Source organism: Dehalogenimonas etheniformans, from assembly GCF_014672715.2.
GTDB lineage: Bacteria > Chloroflexota > Dehalococcoidia > Dehalococcoidales > Dehalococcoidaceae > Dehalogenimonas > Dehalogenimonas etheniformans.
The window spans coordinates 1,458,556-1,481,083 of record NZ_CP058566.2; the positions used below are offsets into that span (position 1 = coordinate 1,458,556).

The following is a 22,528-nucleotide window of genomic DNA, read 5'->3' on the forward strand; positions in this document are numbered from 1 at the left end:
TTTCTAAGTTCCTGCACAACTCCTTAGCCATCTATTATTGATTCCAAAAAGTATAACTTTTCGTTAATCTATTCGTTTATCATCACATAACAATTCAGAAATCAGCATAAATGCGTATTTACATTGGAAAAACGCAATAGTACAGTTTCTCCCAATGCAACGAAGGAGGAGTAGAAAAAGACATGTTTCATAGTACAGTCTCAAGAAGAGAATTTATGAAAGGACTCGGCCTTGCTGGTGCCGGCATTGGAGCAGCCAGTCTGGTTTCCCCTGTGTTCCATGACCTTGATGAACTAGCTTCATCTGAGAGCGCATCTTATCGGCGCTCTTGGTGGGTCAAACAGAATTTGGAACATCATCATCCGACTGTTGAAGTCGACTGGGGCCAGATGAAACGCATTGACCAACGTCTGACGACTCAGTCGGCCTATGTCAATGCCCAATACGAGGGACTAGCCGAATGGAAAGCATTGATAACGCAAGGCGCCCCGACTCTGGCAAGTTTTAACGGACAAAAAGGCAACCGGCTAAGAGATTTAGCTCTGAATGCTGGGGCTGGTTATCATATGCAATCTGGCCCCGTAAAATTAACTCCCGTTTATTACCGTTCAACGTTACTTGGTCCTACCGATGGGGCACCGACTCCACAACAGAGAAATATGCCTAAATGGACAGGAACGCCAGAAGAAGGATCACGCATATTACGGGCAGCGGCGGTGTTTTATGGTGCCGGTCAAATAGGTGGCGCTGAGCTGGACCACAAACTGGTCTTCACTCACATCAAACATGGCAAAACAGCAACGGCTAACGACGCAACATTTATCGATACTTTCCCGCAGCCCTTAACTGCCGGACCAAAAATAGAATTCGTGGACGATGATATTGGCCACGAAACCGATGAAATTAAATATCTGCCAAATAAAACACTAATGGAAGTCGGAGTCATGATTCCCATGTCTAGAGAAGCTTGGAGAACGGATGACCCAGTAGCCGGCTCGTCCATTAGGGCTGCTGCTAATATAAGTCGATATAGAATATGGACCACCTGCGTTCAGCCTGCTATCCAGGTTTTTCTCCGTTCTCTCGGGTACACGGGTTACGGCTACCCATATCCTGATATGTCAGGTGGGCTTGTCCCCGCCCAGGCAAGCGCTGTGCTGGGTGGTGTTTCGGAAATGGGACGCTCGAGCGAAGTCGCGATAAATCCAGAACATGGCTCGACTGGAGGATACTACAGCTTCCTTACAGACCTCCCGATGGAGCATGATAGGCCTATTGATGCCGGTATCTTCCGCTTTTGTCATACCTGTCGTAAATGCGCGGATGCCTGCCCATCGGAATCCATTTCGCAGGACGCGGAGCCTTCTTGGGACATACCCCAATTTGATTACAAAGTACCGGCTATGAATATGGCTGCCGGCAAAAAATTGTTTTGGACCAATACACACTCATGCGCCAAATATCGGCTATCCGCTGCATGCTGTATCTGTCGTCCAGTGTGTACTTTCAATGTGAATCAAGGCTCAATGGTTCACGAATTGGTCAAATCTACTGCAGCAAACACATCACTGTTTAATGGCTTTTTCTGGAGTATGGCCAAACCATTCGGATATGGGCTGAAAGATCCTGACGAATGGTGGGATTTGTCTCTGCCGAGTTGGGGGACAGATAGCACTATGAGTGCATTCGATGGGGGCTATCGGAAATAAACGAATCGCGTCAATAATCATAAAGGCGGGCTCGTTTTCGAGCCCGCCTTTTCTTCAATGATTCTCAAGGAATTGATAACCAATTTTTATATGACATTTCCTCGAGTTTATCTCACTGTTTATAGCATTTTGCGCCTCGATCTCAATGAAGAGTCAGATAACTGAACTTCTCGAGAAGCTTCATAGTCCCCTTTATTGCCATCGAGTTCCGTTCTATGATCGATCGCGTTTCAGGTAGAGTCCGACTCTCCGAGGAGGACACTTTACAAATGACCGAGATGGTTTAAAGCCATCTCGGTCATTTCTCGACTCACCCACTCCAGGATAGCCATTCTTTACGCCAGGCTCGGGTATGTATACATAAGTTTCAGGGTAAGTCCAAAATGCTTAGATTATTAGTCCTTTAGTACGATGCATTCTTGACCTTTGAAAGGTATAAATAAGCATAATATGTGATAACTTGAATGTGTAATCGTTGAAGGCCTACGCACCTTTGGCGAGAAGGGGGTAGCCTACCGATTGGTGAAGCACTAGACCTGATAAGGTTTAGTGCTTTTGTGTTTCTGGAGCCTAATAAAAGACCAGCGGCCAGTGCGAGTGGCCGCCAGAAAGGAAGGTGTAAAGACTGCCGGTTGAGGGTCAGAGGTTAGTGGCCTTCCCATATTCATTTTAGCTAATCGGTAAGAATTAAATCAAGGAGGTCATCTATGTCAAAGTTTCATAGTGTGATCAGCAGGCGGGATTTCATGAAGGCAATTGGTTTAGCGAGTGCCGGTATAGGCGCTGCCTCCCTAGTTGCACCTGTGTTTCACGATCTGGATGAGTTGATCTCTTCGGATAGTGCGGGGTGGCAACGTCCTTGGTGGATAAAACAAAAAGATGAGCCCACTGTTGAAATCGATTGGAGCCAAATAAAGCCATATGATCACCGGCTGATTGGTTTTGCGGCTTACGCAAATGCACAGCATTGGGGATTGGATAGATGGAAAGAGGTAATCGCTCAGGGACCAGCGAAGACTGCCTCACTTAAAGGAACGAAGGGTTGGCGTATACGGGAAATGGCCCTTAGCCAAGCTGGCACCCCGTTTGCCGATTGGCGAACGAAAAATGCAGAATTTATGGGTTTTTCTACGGTTACTCCCGAGACTCTAGGGCTTCCAAAATGGCAGGGTAGCCCCGAAGAAAACACCCGGATGATTAGGGCAGCAGCGATCATTGAAGGTGCCACTCAGATTAGCACTACCGAGCTTGGCTCGAACGAACGTAATCTTGTGTATACCTACGGAAGACAGGGCATATTGGGTATGTCAACAGAAGATCAATTTATGACCAAGTGGCCGCCGCCAGCCGGTTATTGGCACAAATACGAATTTAGAAACGTTGATATCGGGTATACAGCACCAGTCGACGGTGTAGATGGTGTTTTGTGCGTTTTGCCGGATAGGCCTCTTTATGATATCAGCGTAATGATCCCAATGGCTAAAGAAGCCTGGAGAACGACTTCGGACGATCAAAAATCATCCGCGATGATTGGTTCTGAAGCGAATGCGGCACGCTATCGCATGTTCCATACCTCGACGTTACCGGGCATTCAGACGTTCATAAAAGCCATAGGATATCATAGTTATGCGTATGCAAAAAACGATACCGCAGGTGGGTGCTTGCCTTCCGAAGCAAGTGCAGTCCTAGGCGGGATATCGGAGATGAGTCGCAGCAGTGAAATTTGTATCAATCCTGAATATGGTCCTGTAACTGGTTATTATAGTATCTTAACTGATCTACCTATGGCGTCTCTAAAACCGATCGATGCCGGTATTTTCCGTTTCTGCCATTCTTGCCGCAAATGCGCAGATTATTGCCCATCTGGTTCGATCTCTTTTGATAAAGAACCGTCTTGGGAAATACCTAATTTTGACTACAAAGTTAAAAATATGTGTCTGGCTCCTGGGAAAAAACTCTTTTGGATAGACATTACCAAATGTCAATCCTCTCGCCAGTATATCAACCAATGTTCTTTCTTATGTAGAGGGGTTTGTTCTTTTAACGTAAACAACACGGCTCTAATCCATGAAGCGGTACATGTAACGGCATCCACCACGGGTGTCTTCAACGGATTCTTTTACAACATGAGTAAAGCTTTTGGGTATGGACCCCTTGATCCTGATGATTGGTGGAGTATGGCATCAAACCTACCTACCTGGGGGACATTCCCAACACAAAATACTACAAGGGGAATCTAATTGATGACCTAATAAACAGGGAGCCGATAAAAATCGGCTCCCTGTTTATTCCGCCTTTGATGACAAAGTTGGCTGTATTTTATAAATCTAATTATCCAAATTTGTTGTAAGGAGTTAAAAAAGATGTCCAAGTTTCATTCAATGGTAAGCCGCCGAGATTTCATGAAAGGCTTAGGATTAGCAGGCATGGGTGCAGCTGCGTTGACAACTCCAATATTCCATGACCTGGATGAGGTTGTTTCTTCTTCGCTTGCCAGTTTCGAGCGCCCTTGGTGGGTAAAGCAAAGAGAAGAACCCACGGTGGAAATTGACTGGAACGTATTGAAGCGCTATGACGCGCGCATCGCCAAAGGGAAATATACCGATGTCCAGCACTGGGGCATGGATAGAATGCTAAAAGCGGCTCAAGAGAAAAGTGCCTTCTCTGCGGCGCAAGCTGCCGGTGCAAAGGGCTTTACAACCAGAGACCGTGCTTTTTCGAGTGCCGCCAGTCTCGTACCGAGGAACCCTGAAGGAGAAACGTGGATGGGTTATACCAAAGTCAAAACTCCGGAACAACAGGGCCTCCCAAAGTGGCAGGGCACCCCCGAGGAGAATACCCGTATGCTGAGAGCCGTAGCGAAAGCATATGGTGCCAGCGCACTTGGTGCTGACTCGCTTGGAAGCGCCAGTGACAAGCGCCGGAATCTTATCCATTCTTACGACAGATGTGGCCCGAAAGGCTCCAGTATCTCACTACCTTTGTCATCGGGAACCTCATGGCCACCGGCCGCGGGATATTGGAGGAAGATAGACTTTGAGGATGTTGATGTCGGGTACTCGGCTCCTCTTAATGGTGAAGCAGATTGTCGTTTAGTTTTGCCCAATAAAGAATTGTGGAGCGCCCCGATCATGATTCAAATGCCCAGGGACGGCTGGCGTACCTGCGCCCCTGATAAAATGCGCGGTTCAACCATCAGTGGATGGTCCAACGGCATGCGCTATCAAATATGGCATCATTCAGTAAGCCCCGGCGTTAAAGGCTTTCTCCGTGGTATAGGCTACAATGGCTACGGCTCTGGCTACCCCGAAAGTTCTTCCGGCGGCCTGATGCAATCCGAAGCCGCCGCCGTAACGGGAGGTCTGGCCGAGATGGGCCGCCCCAGCGAGGTTTGCATCTACCCGGAATGGGGTCCCGCCAGCGGCTGGTTCGACGTTATTACCGACCTGCCCCTGGCGCCTTTGAAGCCGGTTGATGCCGGTATCTTCCGCTTCTGCCATACCTGCAAAAAGTGTGCCGAGGTATGTCCCTCCCAATCGGTTTCTTACGACAAAGAGCCTTCCTGGGAGATACCACAGTTCGACTATCTGGTGCCGAACATGAGACAACAGGCAGGAAAAAGGCTCTTCTGGATCGACACCCAACAATGCAACCAAAACCAATGGGGCTGCACCAACATATGCAGGGGCCAATGCACCATGAATGTTGACGCAGCGGCCATGGTCCACGCTGTAGTGCGTGGCACGGTATCTGTCACTCCAATATTTAATAGCTTCTTGTGGAACATGGGTAAGACTTTCAACTACGGCTTCGTAGATCCGGAGGATTGGTGGGCGATAGCGTCAGACCTGCCGACTCATCACACCGTCGGCACCTTAGGTGCCACCCGTGGACTATGACATAGAAAAGAGTTGACTATCACCTAGCAGTTGGTCATCTGATACAGAAAGACAGCCTAAAGCAAGGCACCGCCCTACCGAGGGGCTCTCGATGAGCCCCTCGGTTATTTAAGATAAAAAAATCATGGATCAAAGATTAGTACATGATTGGGAGCGACTAGGGTATTGATTGAGCAATAGAGAAGGGAATAGAATCAAGTACATTATCATAGGACTTTGTACTACTGGTTTCTAGAACCTGAGGCTATCAGAACCGGGGGGGGGTAAATACAACTGTACCCTTACTTATACCGTAACTAGACGCCGCTCGGTTGGCTAAGATAAATCCGAGCTTCGCACTGGAGGATGTTTTTATTCATAAACATTGATATATGCGGGGAACATGTCACATTTATTGTCAGGTTTACTCAAGGAATCAGAACTAGCTATCGTTGCGCAAATTGCTTCAGCAAAACGCAATCTTCACGGCGCCAGGTTTGATACGTATATTGATAAAGTAATCGAGGTACTTAAAGTTAAATGCCCAGAAGTGAATAAGCTAACATCTCCTGAACTACGTGATGTCGTGGCTATGGTAGACGTGTGGGGAGTCGAATCCCGCGGCATGATGAAAATGCTCACTGATACTTGCACCGGGTGTGGTTGGTGCTGTTCACAGACCTCCACCGTCATTGTCGACCTTGAAGACACAGAGCGTATCAGCAGACAATTACGCAAGAAAAGAGATGAGCTATTTGTTTCCGATGGCAAATATTGGCATATAAAGCGTTGCTGTCCTTGCCAGTGGTGGAACCCACGCAACGGTCATTGTTTGATTTATCACATCCGGCCGTCTACTTGCAGGTGGTGGCCATTACAGGTCAACGAATACGGGCAGGATACCCTCCACAACGCAACCGAATGTAATTACTCCGTCATGGTGTTGGTTTACAAGGTGATTGGGGCTCTCCAGGCGTCGGAGCAGGTTCAATAACACAAACTGAGCATAGTCGCTAACTCAGAAGTCTTATTAAGGCCCCTCGGGTGGGCTTGTACCAATCAACTCTATGATTTCCATGTTTCCGGCAGGGACTTCCTCCAAAAAGGACGACGCCTGACACTCGGCCGGCCGTATCAACCCCTCGTTCATCTCTTCAGCGATCCACTCTAGGATCTCCCGTGTTTCAGGTATCGTTCGACTCTCCCCCGTCTCCACCAGAAACACGAACGAGCCTTTGGGAGAAGATCCCAAGGGCTCGTTTATTATATGGATCTTAGAATCTTTCTTGGCTGAAGCCACCTGGAAGATCGGTCTGAAGGGCGGCTTTGGCATAACGGCAACCACATTCTTCCCAGCTTTGGCATCGATGTAAACTGCATCAAGCTTTGATATTCTCGGATTTTGCTCGAAAATCCAAACCTACAAACCAAAGATCATAGCTTTCAACGGAAAGGCCGCTGCCAGTGTGTTTTTTGGCCGTTCAGTCCTGTATGGTGGCCCTATGTTCGATCCGAGAGTTGGGGAAACCGCTATTTTTGTGCTCTCTTCAACCTCTGGAGCTGCGAGACGATACTGGGATCTAATATATTGGATGCAGCTAGCGGATGCGATTCACAGACTCAATTTGTCCAGTACTTAACCAGTTCATGCTCCGTCGCGTTTCCGAGAGAGTCCGACTCTCCGAGGAGGACGAAGTCAATTAATGAATGAGAGGCTCTTGAAGCCTCTCATTTGCTCTGGTTTTGATCCAGTCCAGCATCTCCCGCGTTTCAGAGAGAGTCCGACTCTCCGCCTTAGAGCCAGATTCAATGAAACCGAGAGACTTAATGCGTCTCCCTGTTTCATCGTCCCAATTAATTCGTTCACCATGTTTCTGAATATCACTGTTGTACTTTTTGAACTCCCTTTCATTCACTTTATAATTATTATGATATGAGTCTTCAAGGGGGAAATATGAATCCAACTGATCAACTGAGAGAAGAACATGGTGCCATTCTAGAATTGCTATCTGTGATGGATAATATTTCCCAAAGATTGAACACAAATGAGGCTGTCGATCAAGAAGACCTAGAGTCGATCGTTGATTTCATTCGCATCTTCGCTGACAAATGCCATCATGGAAAAGAGGAGGGTCTGCTTTTCCCCGCGATGGAAGCAGCAGGTATGGAGGGGGAATATGGGCCGATTGCAGTAATGCTATCTGACCATGAACAGGGACGGAAATACGTCGGAGAACTCGCACACGGAGTTGAGACTTATTCGAGTGATAATAACAACGCTCCAATGACAATCATAGGAGCAATTTCAAGCTACACAAATCTATTGAGACAACATATCTACAAAGAAAATAACATCCTTTTCCCTATGGCTGACCGCTTGTTATCACCCGAGAAACAGCAAGTACTGATGGATGGCTTTGAAGAACTTGAGGAACGCGTAATCGGTCTAGGCAAGCATGAAGAACTTCACAAAACGCTACATAATCTAAAAAAGGCCTACGATTAATCAAAGTCCCTTGACCTGTCCAAATCTCTTGGGGAGTTAAACTGGCCGAACCCCGACCAAAAAGATTGGGTACCAATAGCCCAACGCCTTAGCCTCTATTGATTGGTACCAAGATCCATTCAAGAATGTCTCGTGTTTCCAGCCGAGTCCGACTCTCTGAGGAGGACGATAAAACTAACAACAGACCGAGAGTTGTAAGCTCTCGGTCTGTCCGGTTCTTAACCAAACCTGTCCTGCGTTTCCGAAAGAGTCCGACTCTCCGGGGAGGACGAGCCTAACACCAACAGTGAGGCTTTTAAAAGCCTCACTGTTTCACCATTTTAGAGCCAATCCATGCTCTGCCGCATTTTAAGCAAAAAACGAAACAAGGACATTGTCGTTTTATATATTAGACACTAATTCAGGGTGGTTCTAAAATGTTTAATATGAAATCTGTTTGCATAATTGCGTTATTGATTCTACTAACCTTCACAGGTGTATCGTGTGCCCAATCGAACACAGGGTCTCAGGAAGGCGGACAAAAAGTAGCCCTAAAATTTGTGAAGCTGGAGGCTACTTATCGGTTTGATGGGATTCCAGAGACCTTAAAAGTAACGAGTACCACTTCCGTAGGCAATGACTGGAAGTACACCATCGAATATGATAGTAGACACGCCGGTTACGGAAACCGGACCGGGCAGGTACTCGCCGAGGTATTAACCCATCATACTGCCGAAGTTACCGTCCAGGCTGGGAAGGTAACCAAAGCTATTATGGATCAGCAATGGGATATGATTAACCAGCGGCTGGATGTGGAAATCAAACTGGCGCCCATAGACGAGGTTAAAGTTTATATTATGAAATCTAATCCCCCGCAGATAGGCGTATATATCAAAGGTGGTTTATCCGATGGCTGTACTACCTTTCACAATATCGAGACAACCAGAGAGGGCAACACTGTCAATATCAAGGTGACTGTCCAGCGGCCTAAAGGAGTCGACTGCCCAGCGATATATACCTGGTTTGAGAAAGATGTTAACCTGGGTACCGATTTTGCTTTTGGTACCATTTACACCCTGAATGTTAACGGCTATAGCACCACATTCAGTGGCACCTCTGAATAATGAAACTCTAATAATTCAGACTAGGACAATACTCTCATCTAATCTATTATTAGTCGCGTCTCGTAAAATAGTCCGGCAAGATGATGAGCAAGTTAAAAAGCAAACCGAGAGCTTACATCTCTCGGTTTGGTCTTCCTTAACCAATAAAGTCTGCGTCGCGTTTCGGAGAGAGCCCGAATCTCCGAGGAGGACGCTTCTAGAAACAGCCGATAGTTCACAACTCTCGGTTTGCTGAAGAATGAACCCTGATGGAAATCAGCATAAAGTACAATGATGATTAATACTACGGTACGATGATTCATTCTCGGATGTCATGATACAATATTATGTAACATAAATCCGATCGGTTTAATTAAAAACCTCGGGATATAAGGAGATCATCAAAGTGGACCATGGTATCGCCAAACAGGTCGTGGAGCTATTTGAAGAGAACACCAGCCAAAAATTAGATGAGATTTTGAAGACGGTAAAACTGGAACACCATTTTTCGGTTACTGAAATCGACTCGGTTAAAAAAGAGGCTGAAGCACTTTTAACGCTCGAATTATTGGAACCCGAAAGACACGTCGACGTCTGCTAGGTGCTTCCCAATTGGGCAATAGCGCCTCGCCAACACCTCGTTCATTTTCTTAGAGACCAACTCCAGCGTCTCACATATTTCCGGCAGAGTCCGACTCTCCGAGGAGGACGATGCCTAATAATCGAACGATAGCTTCACGTTTTCGAACTGTCTAGTCCAGAACCAGTTCGACAGGTTATGCGTGTCTGACAGATTCCGACTCTCCCCCGTCTCCACTAGAAACACGAACGAGCCTTTGGGATTTTCTCTCAAAGGCTCGTTTTGACCGGTTCCTTAAAGTCTCAAAATTACTGAGATCATACGTGGCTTGGGCAAACTAACCAAAGAACTCTAAGACCTGAGCTCTCTTTATTAACGTGAAACATCCAAATTAAGCTGGCATTAATACCGGGAAGAAGACTTGCCAGGCCAATAATGCCTTCGCAGTAAGACTCAGGATGATATACGCCCTTTCACCGAAAAGGTAATCCCGCCATGGGCCGATTTTCTTGTACTGCAAAATCATATTGACAGCAAAGCAATTGAAGAAGATGAAAAGAGACACAATAATACCGTAGACGAAACCGGGCGGGGAAGCGTTAAGCCCTGGAGCCCAAACATAAATCAAAATAGCTAGCCAGGGGATAATTCCGGCAAAACTACCGAACCAAAACGGGAGAAGTTTGTTGGTACCCGGTTTTTCGTATTTTTCCTGAACAGCACCAAAAAGGATCATTGCCGCATTTATGCCAAATATTGCCATCAGAGCCGCGATATCACTGATCCCGGTAATCTGCGAGATAAGTACGATCATGATTGAGGAGCTGAAAAAATACTCGATCCATCGGCCATAATTGCGGCTTTGTAGCAAGTTACGCTTATACCAGGGAAATACAGATGGAGAAGCAATGATTAAAAGAGCCGCGGCGGAAATGAACAAAAAGGCAAAAACGCCCCACCCGGTGGGAATATCAAATAAAATTCTAAGCTGTGGGGCGGTTCCGGGGGGACCACTCATAAAAGTAGATGTTACGGGTAGAGCAAAATCGTTGGTTAAAAATGCAATGACAAACGCTTGGATAGCAAGAATGAAACCCACAACGACATTTAAGACGCGTAATCGTTTGATTTTGCCCTCTGTCACTGGATCGACTACCATAAGCAATCCTCCTAATTTATTTGCTTTCTACTGTATGTTTGCATCAGGTTTGATACATATCAATACACTATCGAACCGTACGCCGGCCATGCCGCTTTAACACTTCAGATGCTGCCAATTCGGGTGAAATGGGCTTTTCACCATAGCCCATGTACCCACATTGTATACATACCGTATAACACCCGTATTCATCATTGCCATCGAACAGGTCACCAACGCGGCATTTGGGGCAACTTTTCAGCTTGATTATGGCGTCACCTCAAGATCTGTTTGAAGTATTTTATCCATAGCCACTTAAGCCCACAGTGACCCAGATCACATTTGGCGACAAATAGTCAATCGGCATCTAGATCGTTTCAACCCAGATCCACTTCCCGTAGTGTTGCGTCGGGGGCGAAGGCTAAACCAACTACACTGGGGCCTGTATGGGCACCAAGCACCAATGAAATGGTGAATGTCGGCATCCAGTCACACTTACAAATCTTGTCTAGGGCGTTTTTAAGCATGTCAGCCCCATCTGGATTTTGAGCATGAACAATTTGAGCGCGGAGTTTGGTTCCGGCCGGGTATCGTCCCACCACCTGGCTCACCAAATTCTCGATAGCGCTGTAAAAGGTCCTAGCCTGACCCATTTGGACATATTTCCCGTGTACTTTTTCGACCCCAATTATCGGTTTGATATTCAAGAGTGAAGCCATCAGACCCTTGATGTGACTGATACGCCCGCCATGAATCAAATAGCGCAGTTCCTTAAGCGTAAATAGAGTGTCCGTCGCGTCACCAATTCGTTTCATAATCGATAACACCTGTTCAACAGGTTGATCGACCTTAACGGCACGGGCAGCCGCTATCGCCTGCCAGCCTGAGGCCACCGAAAGTGTCTTGGTATCGAAGTGAGTGACCTTAGCATTGGGTACCAAACCGGCGGCGATACGGGCTGCATCATAGGTGCCGCTGAGACCAGAAGACATATGAATGGAGAGGATATCAGGATCGTTGGCGGCTAGCGCTTTGTAAGTCTCGGCAATCAATCCAGGTGAAGGTTGTGAGGTAACTGGAAACTCGGAGTTTTCACTTAACATCGAATAAAACTGAACGCGGTCGATGTCCACGCCTTCTCTGTAGGTTTTTCCCTTAAATGTAACACTCAGGGGCACCTGGTGGATGCCCATCTCCAACATGGTTTCCGGGGTCATGTTCAAGTCGACTCCGCTATCAACAACAATTTGCATCATTCATCTCCAAATTCGATTATTACTCTCAGAAAGATACCGCTATTCGTTTTAATCTAAAATTGTCTTTTCATAATAGACTGGATCATCTGGGATAAAGCTTTTGTTTCATCGAGAAACAGACCCTCCCACGACGTTGCCGACACCGCCAGCTGTTATTCTTGAGAAATGGTCAGGACTCTTGATCAACAAGGCCGCCACAGCGCCGATGAAGCAGAATATCGCGGCGACGACCATCGCTGCGTTCAGGGCGCCGGCAAATTCGTTGGTAAACATTTGACCTACCGCTGCCTGGACCGTTTCCGGTATGCCACTTCCATTCAGAGCGCCCGTCCCTCCGGCACTCAGGCTTCCGTCATTGATTGCATTGATTATGCTTGTTTTTATTGATTCCGGTATGCCGGCTGCGTTGGTCAGGGCGGCAATCAATCCGCTTGCCAGCCTTGCCTGTAACACCGCGCCGAGCACCGCAATCCCGAGCAGGCTACCAACTTGCCGCATCGTCGTCATGATTCCGCTGGCGGCTCCCGACTGCTCCACTCTGGCGGCCGCCATCATCACGGTATTGACCGGAGCCATCACCAGTCCCATGCCCACCCCGGCAAATATCAGTGGTACTATCAGAGATTGCCAGGTCGTGTTGATGGAAAGATGGGCCATGAAAAAAATGGCGACGGATATTGTTAGCATGCCGGAGGCCAGTATCCAGCGCACTCCGTTGCGTTCGGCCATTCTGCCCGCCATTGGAGCGATAAATACTACAACGGCTGACATGGGCAGGAGCACCAGGCCGGTCTTCACGGCGCTGAACCCCAGGACGATCTGGAAGTAAAGCACCAACAGAAAAAGGATGCCGATTAGTCCGAACATCAGCAGCGCGCTCACGACATTTCCCGCCGCGAAGTTGATGTTCTTGAACAGACTTAACTGGATTAAGGGAGCTTGGCTGCGCTTTTCAATAAAGAAAAACAATATCAGGCCTATCACAAACAGCCCAAAAGAACTCAGAATGATAGGCGAACTCCAACCGAACCGCTGTCCTTCGATAAGGGCGAAAGTCAAGCCCGCCATACCCGCCGTGGCGCTGGCGACTCCAGGCCAGTCTATCTGCCGTACGGCGGTCGGGTCAGTTGACTCCTTGACGACAATCATGCCGGCGATTATGGCGATGATACCCAGAGGGATATTGACAAGGAAGATGGACCCCCAGGAAAATCTATCGACCAGGAGGCCGCCAATAATAGGCCCCATGGCGCTGGCGGCCCCGGAAACCGCACCCCAGACCCCCATAGCCGCTCCCCTGCCTCCGTTTTTAAAGGCTACGTTCAATATCGAAAGCGTAGCCGGCATCATGGCCGCTCCACCGAACGCCTGTAGAGCGCGGCTGGCAACCAGAGTTTGTATGTTTTGAGACAAACCGCAGGCTAAAGAGGCGGCGGTAAACAGCACCAGGCCGCCGATGAACAGGCGCTTGCGCCCAAAAATATCGCCGAAGCGCCCCATGGTGATCAAACTGACCGCAAATATCAGGATGTAGATGTTGACCACCCATTCCGCGTCGGTTAAAGAAGCCTTCAGATTGTTCATGATGCTGGGCAGGGCGATATTCACGATGGTGACATCAAGGTTGATCATGAACAGCGCGATGGCCAGGATGGTCAGCACCAACCATTTACTATATGAAACGGATTTAAACATTGGTGGTCCTTGCGTGTGACAACTCCTCTGTTAAGTCGATAACTTGCTGAAGCGCATTGGACAGTGCATCAGCCTTTTCTGGCCCCAGGGCTTGCGTTTTCTCTGCGATATGGTTACGGACTGCGCGGCGGTAATCGGCAAGGATTGATCTACCTTGATTTGTGATTTCAACAATCACTCGCCGTCGGTCATCGAGATCATTGTTTCTTGAAACGGCTTTGTCGTCCTTCAGTTTGTCGATAAACTGAGTTACTTGCGGTCTGGTCAATGACAGTCTTCTGGCAAGTTCTGAGGCTGCCATCGGACCATTTAAGGTGAGCAGGTTCAGAATAGCAAGGTTGTGGTGAATCATTTTCCGGCCTGGTAGGTTCACGAGGTCACGATGCAGTAGGTGCAATGCGCGATAGGCCTTATCGGCGATTTCATCGGCAATATCATGTTGATTCATTATTGAATAATTCATTTTTTAATTATATCAGTCCTGCAGAACGATTTAAATGCCAAGAGACTCCTGAAATCCCAAAATGAACCCACACCGAATAATTACGAACGGGACGTCCCAGACCTTCCTGTGACACCCGGGGCAGATCCCCCAGCCATTGAGGCTGCTTTAGAGATCCAATTTGGAAATTCTTGTTTTACTTATTCGGAAGTGTCTGCAGAAACGCCGTAAGGTTCACATGGCTGTTTGTGACACGCAGTTTTCGTCGAATATTTTCTCTGTGTCGATTGATCGTACCAGGCGCTACATTCCTGAGCTTGGCAATCTCTTTCGTCGAAAGACCTACTTTAATCAGATTAGAAATCTCTAACTCGGTGAGTGACAAACTTGAATAGGTATGGGTTAAATTTGATACAAAAGGCGAGACTATATCGTCAAGGAGAGACGAAATTAAATGCGTGCATGTCTTTTGATCCGGTGTGAGTTGTGATTCCAGCGAGAATAGAAGTGGTTTAATGACTTTATCCACATTCGTATTGATATCGCCAATAATTTCGTTCCGGTCATCTTCTTTTCGAGATAGGATGACCTTGAGAGCGATATTCGCCTCCTGAAGGGCTTTTCTTTCCGATTGAAGTTGGCTATTGACCTTCTTCAATTCTTCGTCCGCCGCGATGTGACTGGCCAAGTTACCGATTCGTTCTGCGACTGCGTCAAGGAGAACGCGCTCTTCCTCTAGAAACGGACCTTCGAAGGCCAGGGGACGTAGCTCGGTGTAATAAATTGCACATTCTCCAACCACCGATTTGCCAATTTTTATTTGGGATACTTGATGCCATTCGCTTACATTGAACCCCGATGATGTAAAGACCTGATCGTTATAAACGATTTTCGCCTTTGCTACATCAGGATACTGCCACGCATGCGGCAAAAATTCTGCAATCTCTCTTAAAAATTGGTTCAGAGATGAATGAGCGCGTTCTGCAAGCCGGGAAATGCCATAGAGGCAATTTAGTTCCTTTACACGCTCGCGAAGAGCAGCTTCTATCTGGCCAGATTGAGTAACAGCCGGTAACGAAATGGGCTCAAAGTCAGAGTAATTTTCAGTCATATACATTATTTATGTGTATTATATATGTACTGGTTTGGTATTCCTAAATGGAATAATAGCAGTTATCCTTAAACCTAATCAAAAATCATCCAATTGAGCTAAAAAAAGGAGTTAAATGGTACAAGTACTGACCAGTAATGTCATTGAGAACAATCCGTTTGAAATTGTCAAAACCCAGATAGACAAGTGCGCCGAAATTCTTAAATTGACACCAGCCGTTACGGAAGTCCTTAAACACCCTTTGCGTGAACTTCATGTTTCTCTTCCAATCCGAATGGACGATGGCTCGATCAGAGTCTTCCAGGGTTTCCGGGTACTGTATAACGATGCTAGGGGACCGGGTAAGGGAGGGATCCGCTTCCATCCTCAAGAAACGGCCGATACAGTCAGGGCATTGGCCGCATGGATGACATGGAAATGTTCTCTGATGGATATTCCCCTTGGAGGCGCGAAGGGTGGCATAATTTGCAATCCTAAAGAGATGTCCCAAGCCGAGCTCGAGAGGCTCAGCAGGGCTTATATCAGACAGGTCTATCAATTCATCGGTCCGTGCAAGGATGTCCCAGCGCCAGACGTATATACCAATCCGCAGATAATGGCCTGGATGGCCGACGAATATTCTGTGATCGCCGGCGAGCCCAAATTTGGCGTTATCACTGGCAAGCCACTGTGTTTGGGTGGCTCACGAGGAAGAGGCGATGCAACCGCTCGAGGCGGCATGTTTACCATCCGTGAGGCGGCCAAGAATTTGGGTATTGACCTGAAGAACGCCACGGTGGCTATTCAGGGTTATGGCAATGCAGGGTATTATGCGGCAAAATTATGCCAGGAGATGTTAGGCTGCCGGGTAATCGCAGCCTGCGACAGCAAAGGCGGCGTGTATAACGACAAGGGTATTGACCCACATGAGGCGATGAGATGTAAAGAAGAATCAGGGTCTGTTTGCGACTTGCCGGGAGTCGAGAAGGTAACCAATGAAGATGTCTTGACCCTTGACGTTGACATTCTTATCCCCGCGGCGATTGAAAACGTTATCACGGCGGATAATGCGGAAAACATTAAAGCGAAAATCGTCGCCGAGTTAGCCAATGGGCCGACCACTCCTGAGGCCGATGATATCCTTTTCCAGAATAATGTTCATGTTATCCCCGACTTTTTGTGCAATGCGGGCGGCGTGACGGTATCTTACTTTGAGATGGTACAGAATACCTCCATGTATTACTGGGAAGAAGAAGAGGTATACGCCAAGCTTGACAAGAGGATCTCGTCAGCTTACGCCAGTGTGCTGGAGGCAAGCCGCAAATACAACGTCAATATGCGTCAAGCAGCTTACTCAGTCGCAGTGAAACGGGTGGTCGACACAATGAAGGTCAGGGGTTGGGTTTAAATTTGTTCCCGGCAAGGAATATTACGCCGAAGTTCCGATAATCTGATGGATGAATTTTTGACGCCAAAACAGATGACTAAATATATATGCGTCAGGCATAAGTATTGTGATGACAAGTGCACTAATAAACTGCCGCATCAATGGAATGCGCACTGTCAACAACAAAATTCACTCTGTTCGGCGTATTGCGTGCCTTGTTCCGAACACATAATTTTTAGCGAACTTCCTATGCGGGACATTGTGGCAAACGACCACTTTGTGAGGTCATCACACTTTTAGCTACAGGTAGTCACAGCCGTCTAAATTTGCCCCGGAAACAATACCGAGCCTTTGGGAGAATGTCCCAGAGGCTCGTTGATTTTGGGTGTAATTTCTCAATCGCCAGGAATCCGATTACCTTTGAAAATCCTGGAAATAACTTTACAATAATCTGCGACTCGGGCAGCTAAGGATGCTGTCTTCAGGTTTCGGAGATCGGTTTTGCTCGAAGTAACGATTGGCATCATTGTCACTCTGGCGGCATCTTTTTCCCCACGTTAAGGATATGCAAGATCCGGTAGAAAACCGGAGTGAACATAATACCCACAGATCAACAAAACAAGCCTGCATTTCACATTGGCTAGGTTGAATGCGTATCTTTGCGATCGAGCCTGACGCTAACACTTGCTTAATCCCGAAAAAACTGCCGCGGAGAGCCCGGCGCAATTTATGTTATAATGTCGCCTATTTACCTCCGATATTTACGATCTATTTTAGGAAAGGCGATCGCTTTTGAAATCGATTTTAGAAAAAACCAAGTTTCTGACTCTGATCGGCGTCGTGTCGACCCTAATAGCCTCCGCAAGCGCGTTTGTATGGGGACTCTACAAATCGGGGGAAATCGTCGTCGGTTTCTTGACGGATTCAGACGCCGATACCGTTGCCTCCGTTGCCCTGATCGAGATAATGGACATTTTCCTGATCGCAATAGTCCTGCTGATATTCGCCCTGGGCATTTACGAGTTGTTTGTCGGTAAGCTCAACGTACCGGAGTGGCTCATCGTTCGCAACCTGCACGACCTCAAGATAAAATTGAGCAGCGTCGTTATCATGGTCATGGGCATCGTGTTTTTGAAACACCTTGTAGAGTGGCAGGACCCGCAAGGCACTCTCTTCTTCGGCCTCGGTGTGGCGGTGGTGGCTTCAGTTCTGGTCGCCTTCGGCTACTTCGGGAGTAAAACCGACTGATATCGACCAATGGTTCTGAAAAACAGAGGGGATTTGCCGACAGAATCCCCTTTTTACTTTGAAGCAATTACCGTCTCACGATTGATTGGCTTTCGGCTCGAGTTTATGTAAAATAATTCCCAAGATTCAGTGGAAAGGCAACCTTGAAAGCTCTCAATTTAGTATTAACCTATACACGAAAATACAGGCTCGTTTTGTCCGTAACCATCATCGCCATGCTCCTTTTGGTCGCGGTTCAACTCGCAATACCATGGGCGATCAAGAGCCTGCTGGCTCTCTTTTCAGGTTCAGAGATCACTGCCGATGCCTTAAGCACCGTCGGCCGTATCGCCTTGCTCGTTCTGGCCATTTATTTAGCCCGCGCGGGTCTGGAGTTCTTGCGTTCCTATTACGCCCACGTGGCGGGATGGGGCGTCGTCGCCGACCTGCGTAAACATATCTATGAGCGGATGCAGCGATTCTCACTGCGGTTTTACCAGGACAAGCAAACCGGTCAGCTGATGTCGCATGTCGTCAATGACACCGATCAATTCGAAGACCTCATCGCTCACGCCATTCCCGACATTTTCGTAAGTTTTGTGACCCTGGTCGGTGTTTGCGCGGTTCTGGCCTATATTAACTGGCAACTAGCTTTGCTGGCCCTGATCCCGATTCCCTTCATTGTCATCCTGATGCGTCTTTATGCCCGTTATGTGCGTCCCGCGTTCCGCGAACGCCAAAAAGAGCTGGGAAACCTTAATGCCGTCCTAGCCGACAACCTTTCCGGCATACGGGAAATCAAGGCTTTCACCCGCGAAGATGAGGAAAACGAGAAGGTCGGACATCAGGTCGAGAAATACCGCCAACTATCCCTGAGGGCTATCGGCCTCATGTCCGCTTTTCAGCCGGTGATCGCCTTCTTCTCCTCACTGGGACTGGTGATCGTCATTTACTTTGGCGGCCACCTGGCTTTCCGCCAGACCCTGTCACTGCCAGACCTGGTTGCCTTCGTGTTGTATCTCGATCTGCTTTACCAACCGGTGAAAACTCTTTCGGGCTCCTGGGAACAGATTCAACGGGCACTGGCTGGCGCCGATCGAGTAGCAGACCTGCTCGAAGAAACACCCGAACCTCAGCAAAAACAGGGTTCATTTCTTATAGCCGGGCGAGCACCCGGGGCTATCAGGTTGAAAGGCGTATGTTTCGAATACAAGCAGGGACAACCTGTTCTGGAGGATATTGACCTGGAGATCCCTGCCCGCAAAGTCATCGCCCTGGTAGGGCCGAGCGGCGTGGGTAAATCGACTCTCGTAAGTCTTATCCCCCGTTTTTATGATCCGACACAAGGGACTGTTTCACTGGACGGCAGAGATGTACGCGAAATTGACCTGCAAGGCCTGCGTCAACAGATCAGCATCGTCCTGCAGGATGTCTTCCTCTTTTACGGCAGCATTCGTGAAAACATCCTTTTTGGGCGGCCAAACGCTACCGAGGCTGAACTTATTACCGCGGCCAAGGTAGCCAATGCGCACGATTTCATTACGTCCATGCCCGACGGCTACCAGACCCTGATCGGCGAAAGGGGATTGAAACTGTCCGGGGGTCAAAAACAGCGGATATCAATCGCCAGGGCGGTTCTGCGGGACGCGCCGGTGCTGATTCTGGATGAAGCGACCTCCGCCGTCGATACCGAAACCGAACTCCTGATCCAGCAGGCTTTGGAACGGCTGATCGCCGGTAGGACAACGATTATCATCGCCCACCGCCTTTCCACGATCAGAAACGCGGATAAAATCGTGGTTCTGGACGGGCGCCGGATAGCCGAAACCGGCAATCATGATGAATTGATCAAGAAGAAAGGGCTGTATCACAAGCTGTATTCAATCCAAAATAAATTGAGCGAAAGCCCGCTTCTTTATAACAACGAACCCGAGGATCACATCTCCGCTTCAGTTATCTAGTACGAGAGGAGGCATGATGAACGATACTCTTAGAGTAATTCATAACCGGCGCTCAGTCCGAGCCTACAGCGATAGACCGATCACCCGGGAAGAAAAGAATGAGATCTTGGAGGCTACTTTCCGTGCCCCGACAGCGGGCAATCTTATGCTTTACTCTATCATTGAGGTCGAGGCTCAGGAGATCAAAGACCGTCTTGCGGTAACCTGCGACAATCAGCCTTTTATCGCCCGGGCGCCTTACATACTACTTTTCCTGGCCGACTACCAGAGATGGATGGATTATTTCAAACAATCAGGCGTTTCAGGGCTAGCTGAGTCCCTTGGTGTCGTCGAGCGGAAACCCCAAACGGGCGACCTATTACTGGCCTGTTGCGATGCCCTGATCGCTGCACAAACAGCCGTGATCGCTGCGGAATCGATGGGTATTGGATCCTGCTATATCGGTGATATCCTGGAGCAATATGAAATCCATCGGGAACTTTTCGATCTGCCGCCGCACACTTTACCCATCACAATGTTGTGTTTTGGTTACCCTGCCGTTCCCGGTAAAAAGTTGACCACCCGATTCGACAAGGAAATGATTGTTCACACTGATAAATACCGGAGGTTAAGCTCCGATGAACTTGGAAAAGGATTTGCTCGCCTGGAGTCTGATTTCCGGGTGGGGCACCATTCGAGCCAATACGCCAACGCCGGGCAAGCTGTATATTTCCGAAAATTCGCCTCCAGATTCGCCGCTGAAATGAATCGGTCGGTCAAAGAAATGCTGAAAAACTGGGAGTAGGAAACCTACTCCCAGTTTGCTTTGCTGTTGCGCATCCAACCGACCGAAAAATCGAATGGAACTGCCGATATCTACATCGGCATCGGCGACATCAAATGCCACATGCCCATCATACCGATATCCTCATGTTCCAGGATGTGGCAGTGGAACATGGCCATGCCGTCGTAATCCAGAACAGGGATCAGAAGCCTTATACTGCCTCCCTTGGGTACAATGACGACATCTTTCCATGCCGGGGTCGTGGTGTAAAGATTGGTGTAAGCACTGTCGCCGCCAGTGATCGACAGCACCTGTGCGGCGTTGACGTGCTGATGGAAAGGATGGTCCATGTTGGAGTTATTCACCACTTCCCACACTTCGTATGAAGGCATGTCCATCGTTCCAACCTGCGACATTATAGTGTAAGGCGCCACATCGAAGTCCATGCCGTTAATATAACCGCGGCTCATACTCATACTGAGAACGATGGTGCGCTTGGGGAAGTTCGCCACATTCAGATTGAGCCTCTTCGCCGATGGATCGACAACTGCAGGAATCGACTGGTTTACCTTCGATCCCTGTACCGCCATGGTGAGCATTGTTATCTGAGCGCTTTGCATCATGCCCATCCTGGAATAAGGTAGCGACAGAAACTTGTAGTTTCCTTTGGTGGTACTCGCCTTCACCAGGAGATCCACCCTCTCTCCCGGCGACAGGATCAGGCTTGAAACCGCATAAGGTTTGTCCAGCATGCCACCATCAGTTCCCACTACGTTCAATTGATGACCTTGTAAGCTCAGTTTGTAAAAACGAGCGTTGGATGCGTTCAGGACACGCCACCTCTGCACCTGCCCCGGTTTTGTCGCGAGAAGAGGATTCACCAATCCGTTAACGGTAACCGTGTTGCCCTCTTTGCCGTGCATGTAGTCCATGCTGGAAGAATGGGCCTCAGGTGCCCCGTTCACGATGTTGATGTCTTTCAGGATCATTACGTGACTCTCGAAACCCTGGAGAACCGGGATTTCATCATTTACCAAAATGGGCGATACAAGCCCGCCCCAATGCTGCTCCGCAACCAACCCATGCTTATGAGCGTGCAGGAAATACAGGGAACCACCAGGCTGCAAGCCAAGGTCGTATTCATAATCGTAGCCGTTACCTGGAAGAATATCCAGGTGGGCGGCATCAGCCGGTTCCTTGGGTGACACATGTAAGCCATGGGTATGGATATTGGTGTGGTTTTTTTCGAAACCGAGATAGTTTGTGGCTGTGGTTTTCGGCAGGGAATTGGTGAAATGGATCTTCATCCTGTCGCCATGATTGACTTTGATCATCGGCCCCGGGTAGAGCCCGTTGTAGGTGTAAAGGTTTGCAGTCGTGCCATTGACGTTTACTGACGCCATGCCGGCACCGAGATATCCCTCGAAGATGCCGGGAGTTGTCGAGGTGTTGGCCAACAGAGCCGGATCCTTGAAAGCCGCGCCGATCGGAGGATCGATAGTGCCGCCTCCCATTCCACCGCCGCCACCACCTCCGCCCATTCCACCGCCACCACCACCCATACCGCCACCGCCCCCTCCCATGCCTCCACCGCCTCCGCCCATACCGCCCTGAGCCTCCAGCGGCAGCGGTACTCTGGTCAAAATTGCCCCGACCGCAGCTCCGGCTGAAATAAGACCAACTCTGGTCATGAAATCCCTGCGTGAAACACCAATTTCTTTGTCAGACATAATTGACACCTCCAAGCCTAATCAAATAACTACCAAAACAATCTTATCCGCAGCAAGCGGCGAATTTAATTCGTAAAAATACCT

The 22,528-nt window shown here is 48.4% G+C and carries 18 protein-coding genes; 11 read left to right on the plus strand and 7 right to left on the minus strand.

Annotation, left to right across the window (positions count from 1 at the left end; genetic code table 11):
- Positions 1-182 precede the first annotated feature (182 nt).
- The 4 genes from HX448_RS07225 to HX448_RS07240 all read left to right on the plus strand — a co-directional run bounded on the left by HX448_RS07225 (position 183) and on the right by HX448_RS07240 (position 6,581).
- Positions 183-1,709 carry a reductive dehalogenase gene (locus HX448_RS07225; protein ID WP_102331884.1) on the plus strand — a complete coding sequence of 509 codons (1,527 nt, stop codon included), beginning with the start codon at positions 183-185 and terminating at the stop codon, positions 1,707-1,709.
- 707 nt (positions 1,710-2,416) lie between these two features.
- A complete protein-coding gene (locus HX448_RS07230) occupies positions 2,417-3,949 on the plus strand; it encodes a reductive dehalogenase (RefSeq protein WP_102331877.1) in 1,533 nt (510 codons plus the stop codon).
- A 123-nt stretch (positions 3,950-4,072) separates the two neighbouring features.
- Positions 4,073-5,608 carry a reductive dehalogenase gene (locus HX448_RS07235; RefSeq protein WP_102331878.1) on the plus strand — a complete coding sequence of 512 codons (1,536 nt, stop codon included), beginning with the start codon at positions 4,073-4,075 and terminating at the stop codon, positions 5,606-5,608.
- Positions 5,609-5,990: 382 nt separating this feature from the next.
- Positions 5,991-6,581 carry a YkgJ family cysteine cluster protein gene (locus HX448_RS07240; protein WP_102331879.1) on the plus strand — a complete coding sequence of 197 codons (591 nt, stop codon included), beginning with the start codon at positions 5,991-5,993 and terminating at the stop codon, positions 6,579-6,581.
- Between the two features lie 36 nt (positions 6,582-6,617).
- On the opposite strand, the gene HX448_RS07245 is transcribed toward HX448_RS07240, so the two are convergent.
- Complete coding sequence (locus HX448_RS07245) at positions 6,618-6,920, minus strand: hypothetical protein (protein WP_102331880.1); 303 nt, start codon at positions 6,918-6,920, stop codon at positions 6,618-6,620.
- A gap of 621 nt (positions 6,921-7,541) precedes the next feature.
- Between HX448_RS07245 and HX448_RS07250 the strand changes: the two genes are divergently transcribed.
- From HX448_RS07250 to HX448_RS07260, 3 genes are all read left to right on the plus strand, one after another.
- Entirely contained in the window at positions 7,542-8,093 is a 552-nt protein-coding gene (locus tag HX448_RS07250) for a hemerythrin domain-containing protein (protein WP_102331882.1), read from the plus strand.
- Positions 8,094-8,509: 416 nt separating this feature from the next.
- Positions 8,510-9,196 (plus strand): hypothetical protein, encoded by a 687-nt coding sequence (locus HX448_RS07255; protein ID WP_190259852.1) that lies wholly within the window; start codon positions 8,510-8,512, stop codon positions 9,194-9,196.
- Positions 9,197-9,581: 385 nt separating this feature from the next.
- Positions 9,582-9,776, plus strand: a complete 195-nt coding sequence (locus HX448_RS07260; protein WP_102331608.1) for a hypothetical protein — start codon at positions 9,582-9,584, stop codon at positions 9,774-9,776.
- A 370-nt stretch (positions 9,777-10,146) separates the two neighbouring features.
- On the opposite strand, the gene heR is transcribed toward HX448_RS07260, so the two are convergent.
- The 5 genes from heR to HX448_RS07285 all read right to left on the minus strand — a co-directional run bounded on the left by heR (position 10,147) and on the right by HX448_RS07285 (position 15,397).
- Entirely contained in the window at positions 10,147-10,914 is a 768-nt protein-coding gene (heR, locus tag HX448_RS07265; RefSeq protein ID WP_102331609.1) for a heliorhodopsin HeR, read from the minus strand.
- 356 nt (positions 10,915-11,270) lie between these two features.
- Positions 11,271-12,146 carry a DegV family protein gene (locus tag HX448_RS07270; protein ID WP_226846697.1) on the minus strand — a complete coding sequence of 292 codons (876 nt, stop codon included), beginning with the start codon at positions 12,144-12,146 and terminating at the stop codon, positions 11,271-11,273.
- A gap of 108 nt (positions 12,147-12,254) precedes the next feature.
- Positions 12,255-13,844 carry an MFS transporter gene (locus HX448_RS07275; RefSeq protein WP_102331611.1) on the minus strand — a complete coding sequence of 530 codons (1,590 nt, stop codon included), beginning with the start codon at positions 13,842-13,844 and terminating at the stop codon, positions 12,255-12,257.
- Complete coding sequence (locus HX448_RS07280; protein ID WP_102331612.1) at positions 13,837-14,307, minus strand: MarR family winged helix-turn-helix transcriptional regulator; 471 nt, start codon at positions 14,305-14,307, stop codon at positions 13,837-13,839. The genes HX448_RS07275 and HX448_RS07280 overlap by 8 nt, the downstream gene beginning before the upstream one ends.
- Before the next feature lie 175 nt (positions 14,308-14,482).
- Complete coding sequence (locus HX448_RS07285) at positions 14,483-15,397, minus strand: helix-turn-helix transcriptional regulator (RefSeq protein WP_162485997.1); 915 nt, start codon at positions 15,395-15,397, stop codon at positions 14,483-14,485.
- A 115-nt stretch (positions 15,398-15,512) separates the two neighbouring features.
- Here HX448_RS07285 and HX448_RS07290 point away from each other — a divergent pair, with 115 nt between their 5' ends.
- From HX448_RS07290 to HX448_RS07305, 4 genes are all read left to right on the plus strand, one after another.
- On the plus strand, positions 15,513-16,784 hold the full coding sequence (locus HX448_RS07290) for a Glu/Leu/Phe/Val family dehydrogenase (protein WP_102331614.1): 1,272 nt from the start codon (positions 15,513-15,515) through the stop codon (positions 16,782-16,784).
- A gap of 771 nt (positions 16,785-17,555) precedes the next feature.
- Complete coding sequence (locus tag HX448_RS07295) at positions 17,556-18,011, plus strand: YqhA family protein (protein WP_102331615.1); 456 nt, start codon at positions 17,556-17,558, stop codon at positions 18,009-18,011.
- A gap of 194 nt (positions 18,012-18,205) precedes the next feature.
- Positions 18,206-19,951, plus strand: a complete 1,746-nt coding sequence (locus HX448_RS07300) for an ABC transporter ATP-binding protein (protein WP_226846699.1) — start codon at positions 18,206-18,208, stop codon at positions 19,949-19,951.
- Positions 19,952-19,967: 16 nt separating this feature from the next.
- Entirely contained in the window at positions 19,968-20,735 is a 768-nt protein-coding gene (locus tag HX448_RS07305) for a nitroreductase family protein (protein WP_102331617.1), read from the plus strand.
- A gap of 71 nt (positions 20,736-20,806) precedes the next feature.
- Here the strand turns inward: HX448_RS07305 and HX448_RS07310 are convergent, their stop codons facing one another.
- Positions 20,807-22,444, minus strand: coding sequence for a multicopper oxidase family protein (locus HX448_RS07310; protein WP_226846701.1), 1,638 nt, complete (start codon positions 22,442-22,444; stop codon positions 20,807-20,809).
- Between the last annotated feature and the right edge of the window lie 84 nt (positions 22,445-22,528).

Excerpts from the sequence above, each read along its gene's own strand:
- HX448_RS07225 (WP_102331884.1), top strand. The coding sequence starts at position 183 with ATGTTTCATAGTACAGTCTCAAGAAGAGAATTTATGAAAGGACTCGGC.
- HX448_RS07230 (WP_102331877.1), top strand. The coding sequence starts at position 2,417 with ATGTCAAAGTTTCATAGTGTGATCAGCAGGCGGGATTTCATGAAGGCA.
- HX448_RS07235 (WP_102331878.1), top strand. The coding sequence starts at position 4,073 with ATGTCCAAGTTTCATTCAATGGTAAGCCGCCGAGATTTCATGAAAGGC.
- HX448_RS07240 (WP_102331879.1), top strand. The coding sequence starts at position 5,991 with ATGTCACATTTATTGTCAGGTTTACTCAAGGAATCAGAACTAGCTATC.
- HX448_RS07245 (WP_102331880.1), bottom strand. The coding sequence starts at position 6,920 with ATGCCAAAGCCGCCCTTCAGACCGATCTTCCAGGTGGCTTCAGCCAAG.
- HX448_RS07250 (WP_102331882.1), top strand. The coding sequence starts at position 7,542 with ATGAATCCAACTGATCAACTGAGAGAAGAACATGGTGCCATTCTAGAA.
- HX448_RS07255 (WP_190259852.1), top strand. The coding sequence starts at position 8,510 with ATGTTTAATATGAAATCTGTTTGCATAATTGCGTTATTGATTCTACTA.
- heR (WP_102331609.1), bottom strand. The coding sequence starts at position 10,914 with ATGGTAGTCGATCCAGTGACAGAGGGCAAAATCAAACGATTACGCGTC.
- HX448_RS07270 (WP_226846697.1), bottom strand. The coding sequence starts at position 12,146 with ATGCAAATTGTTGTTGATAGCGGAGTCGACTTGAACATGACCCCGGAA.
- HX448_RS07275 (WP_102331611.1), bottom strand. The coding sequence starts at position 13,844 with ATGTTTAAATCCGTTTCATATAGTAAATGGTTGGTGCTGACCATCCTG.
- HX448_RS07280 (WP_102331612.1), bottom strand. The coding sequence starts at position 14,307 with ATGAATTATTCAATAATGAATCAACATGATATTGCCGATGAAATCGCC.
- HX448_RS07285 (WP_162485997.1), bottom strand. The coding sequence starts at position 15,397 with ATGACTGAAAATTACTCTGACTTTGAGCCCATTTCGTTACCGGCTGTT.
- HX448_RS07290 (WP_102331614.1), top strand. The coding sequence starts at position 15,513 with ATGGTACAAGTACTGACCAGTAATGTCATTGAGAACAATCCGTTTGAA.
- HX448_RS07305 (WP_102331617.1), top strand. The coding sequence starts at position 19,968 with ATGAACGATACTCTTAGAGTAATTCATAACCGGCGCTCAGTCCGAGCC.
- HX448_RS07310 (WP_226846701.1), bottom strand. The coding sequence starts at position 22,444 with ATGTCTGACAAAGAAATTGGTGTTTCACGCAGGGATTTCATGACCAGA.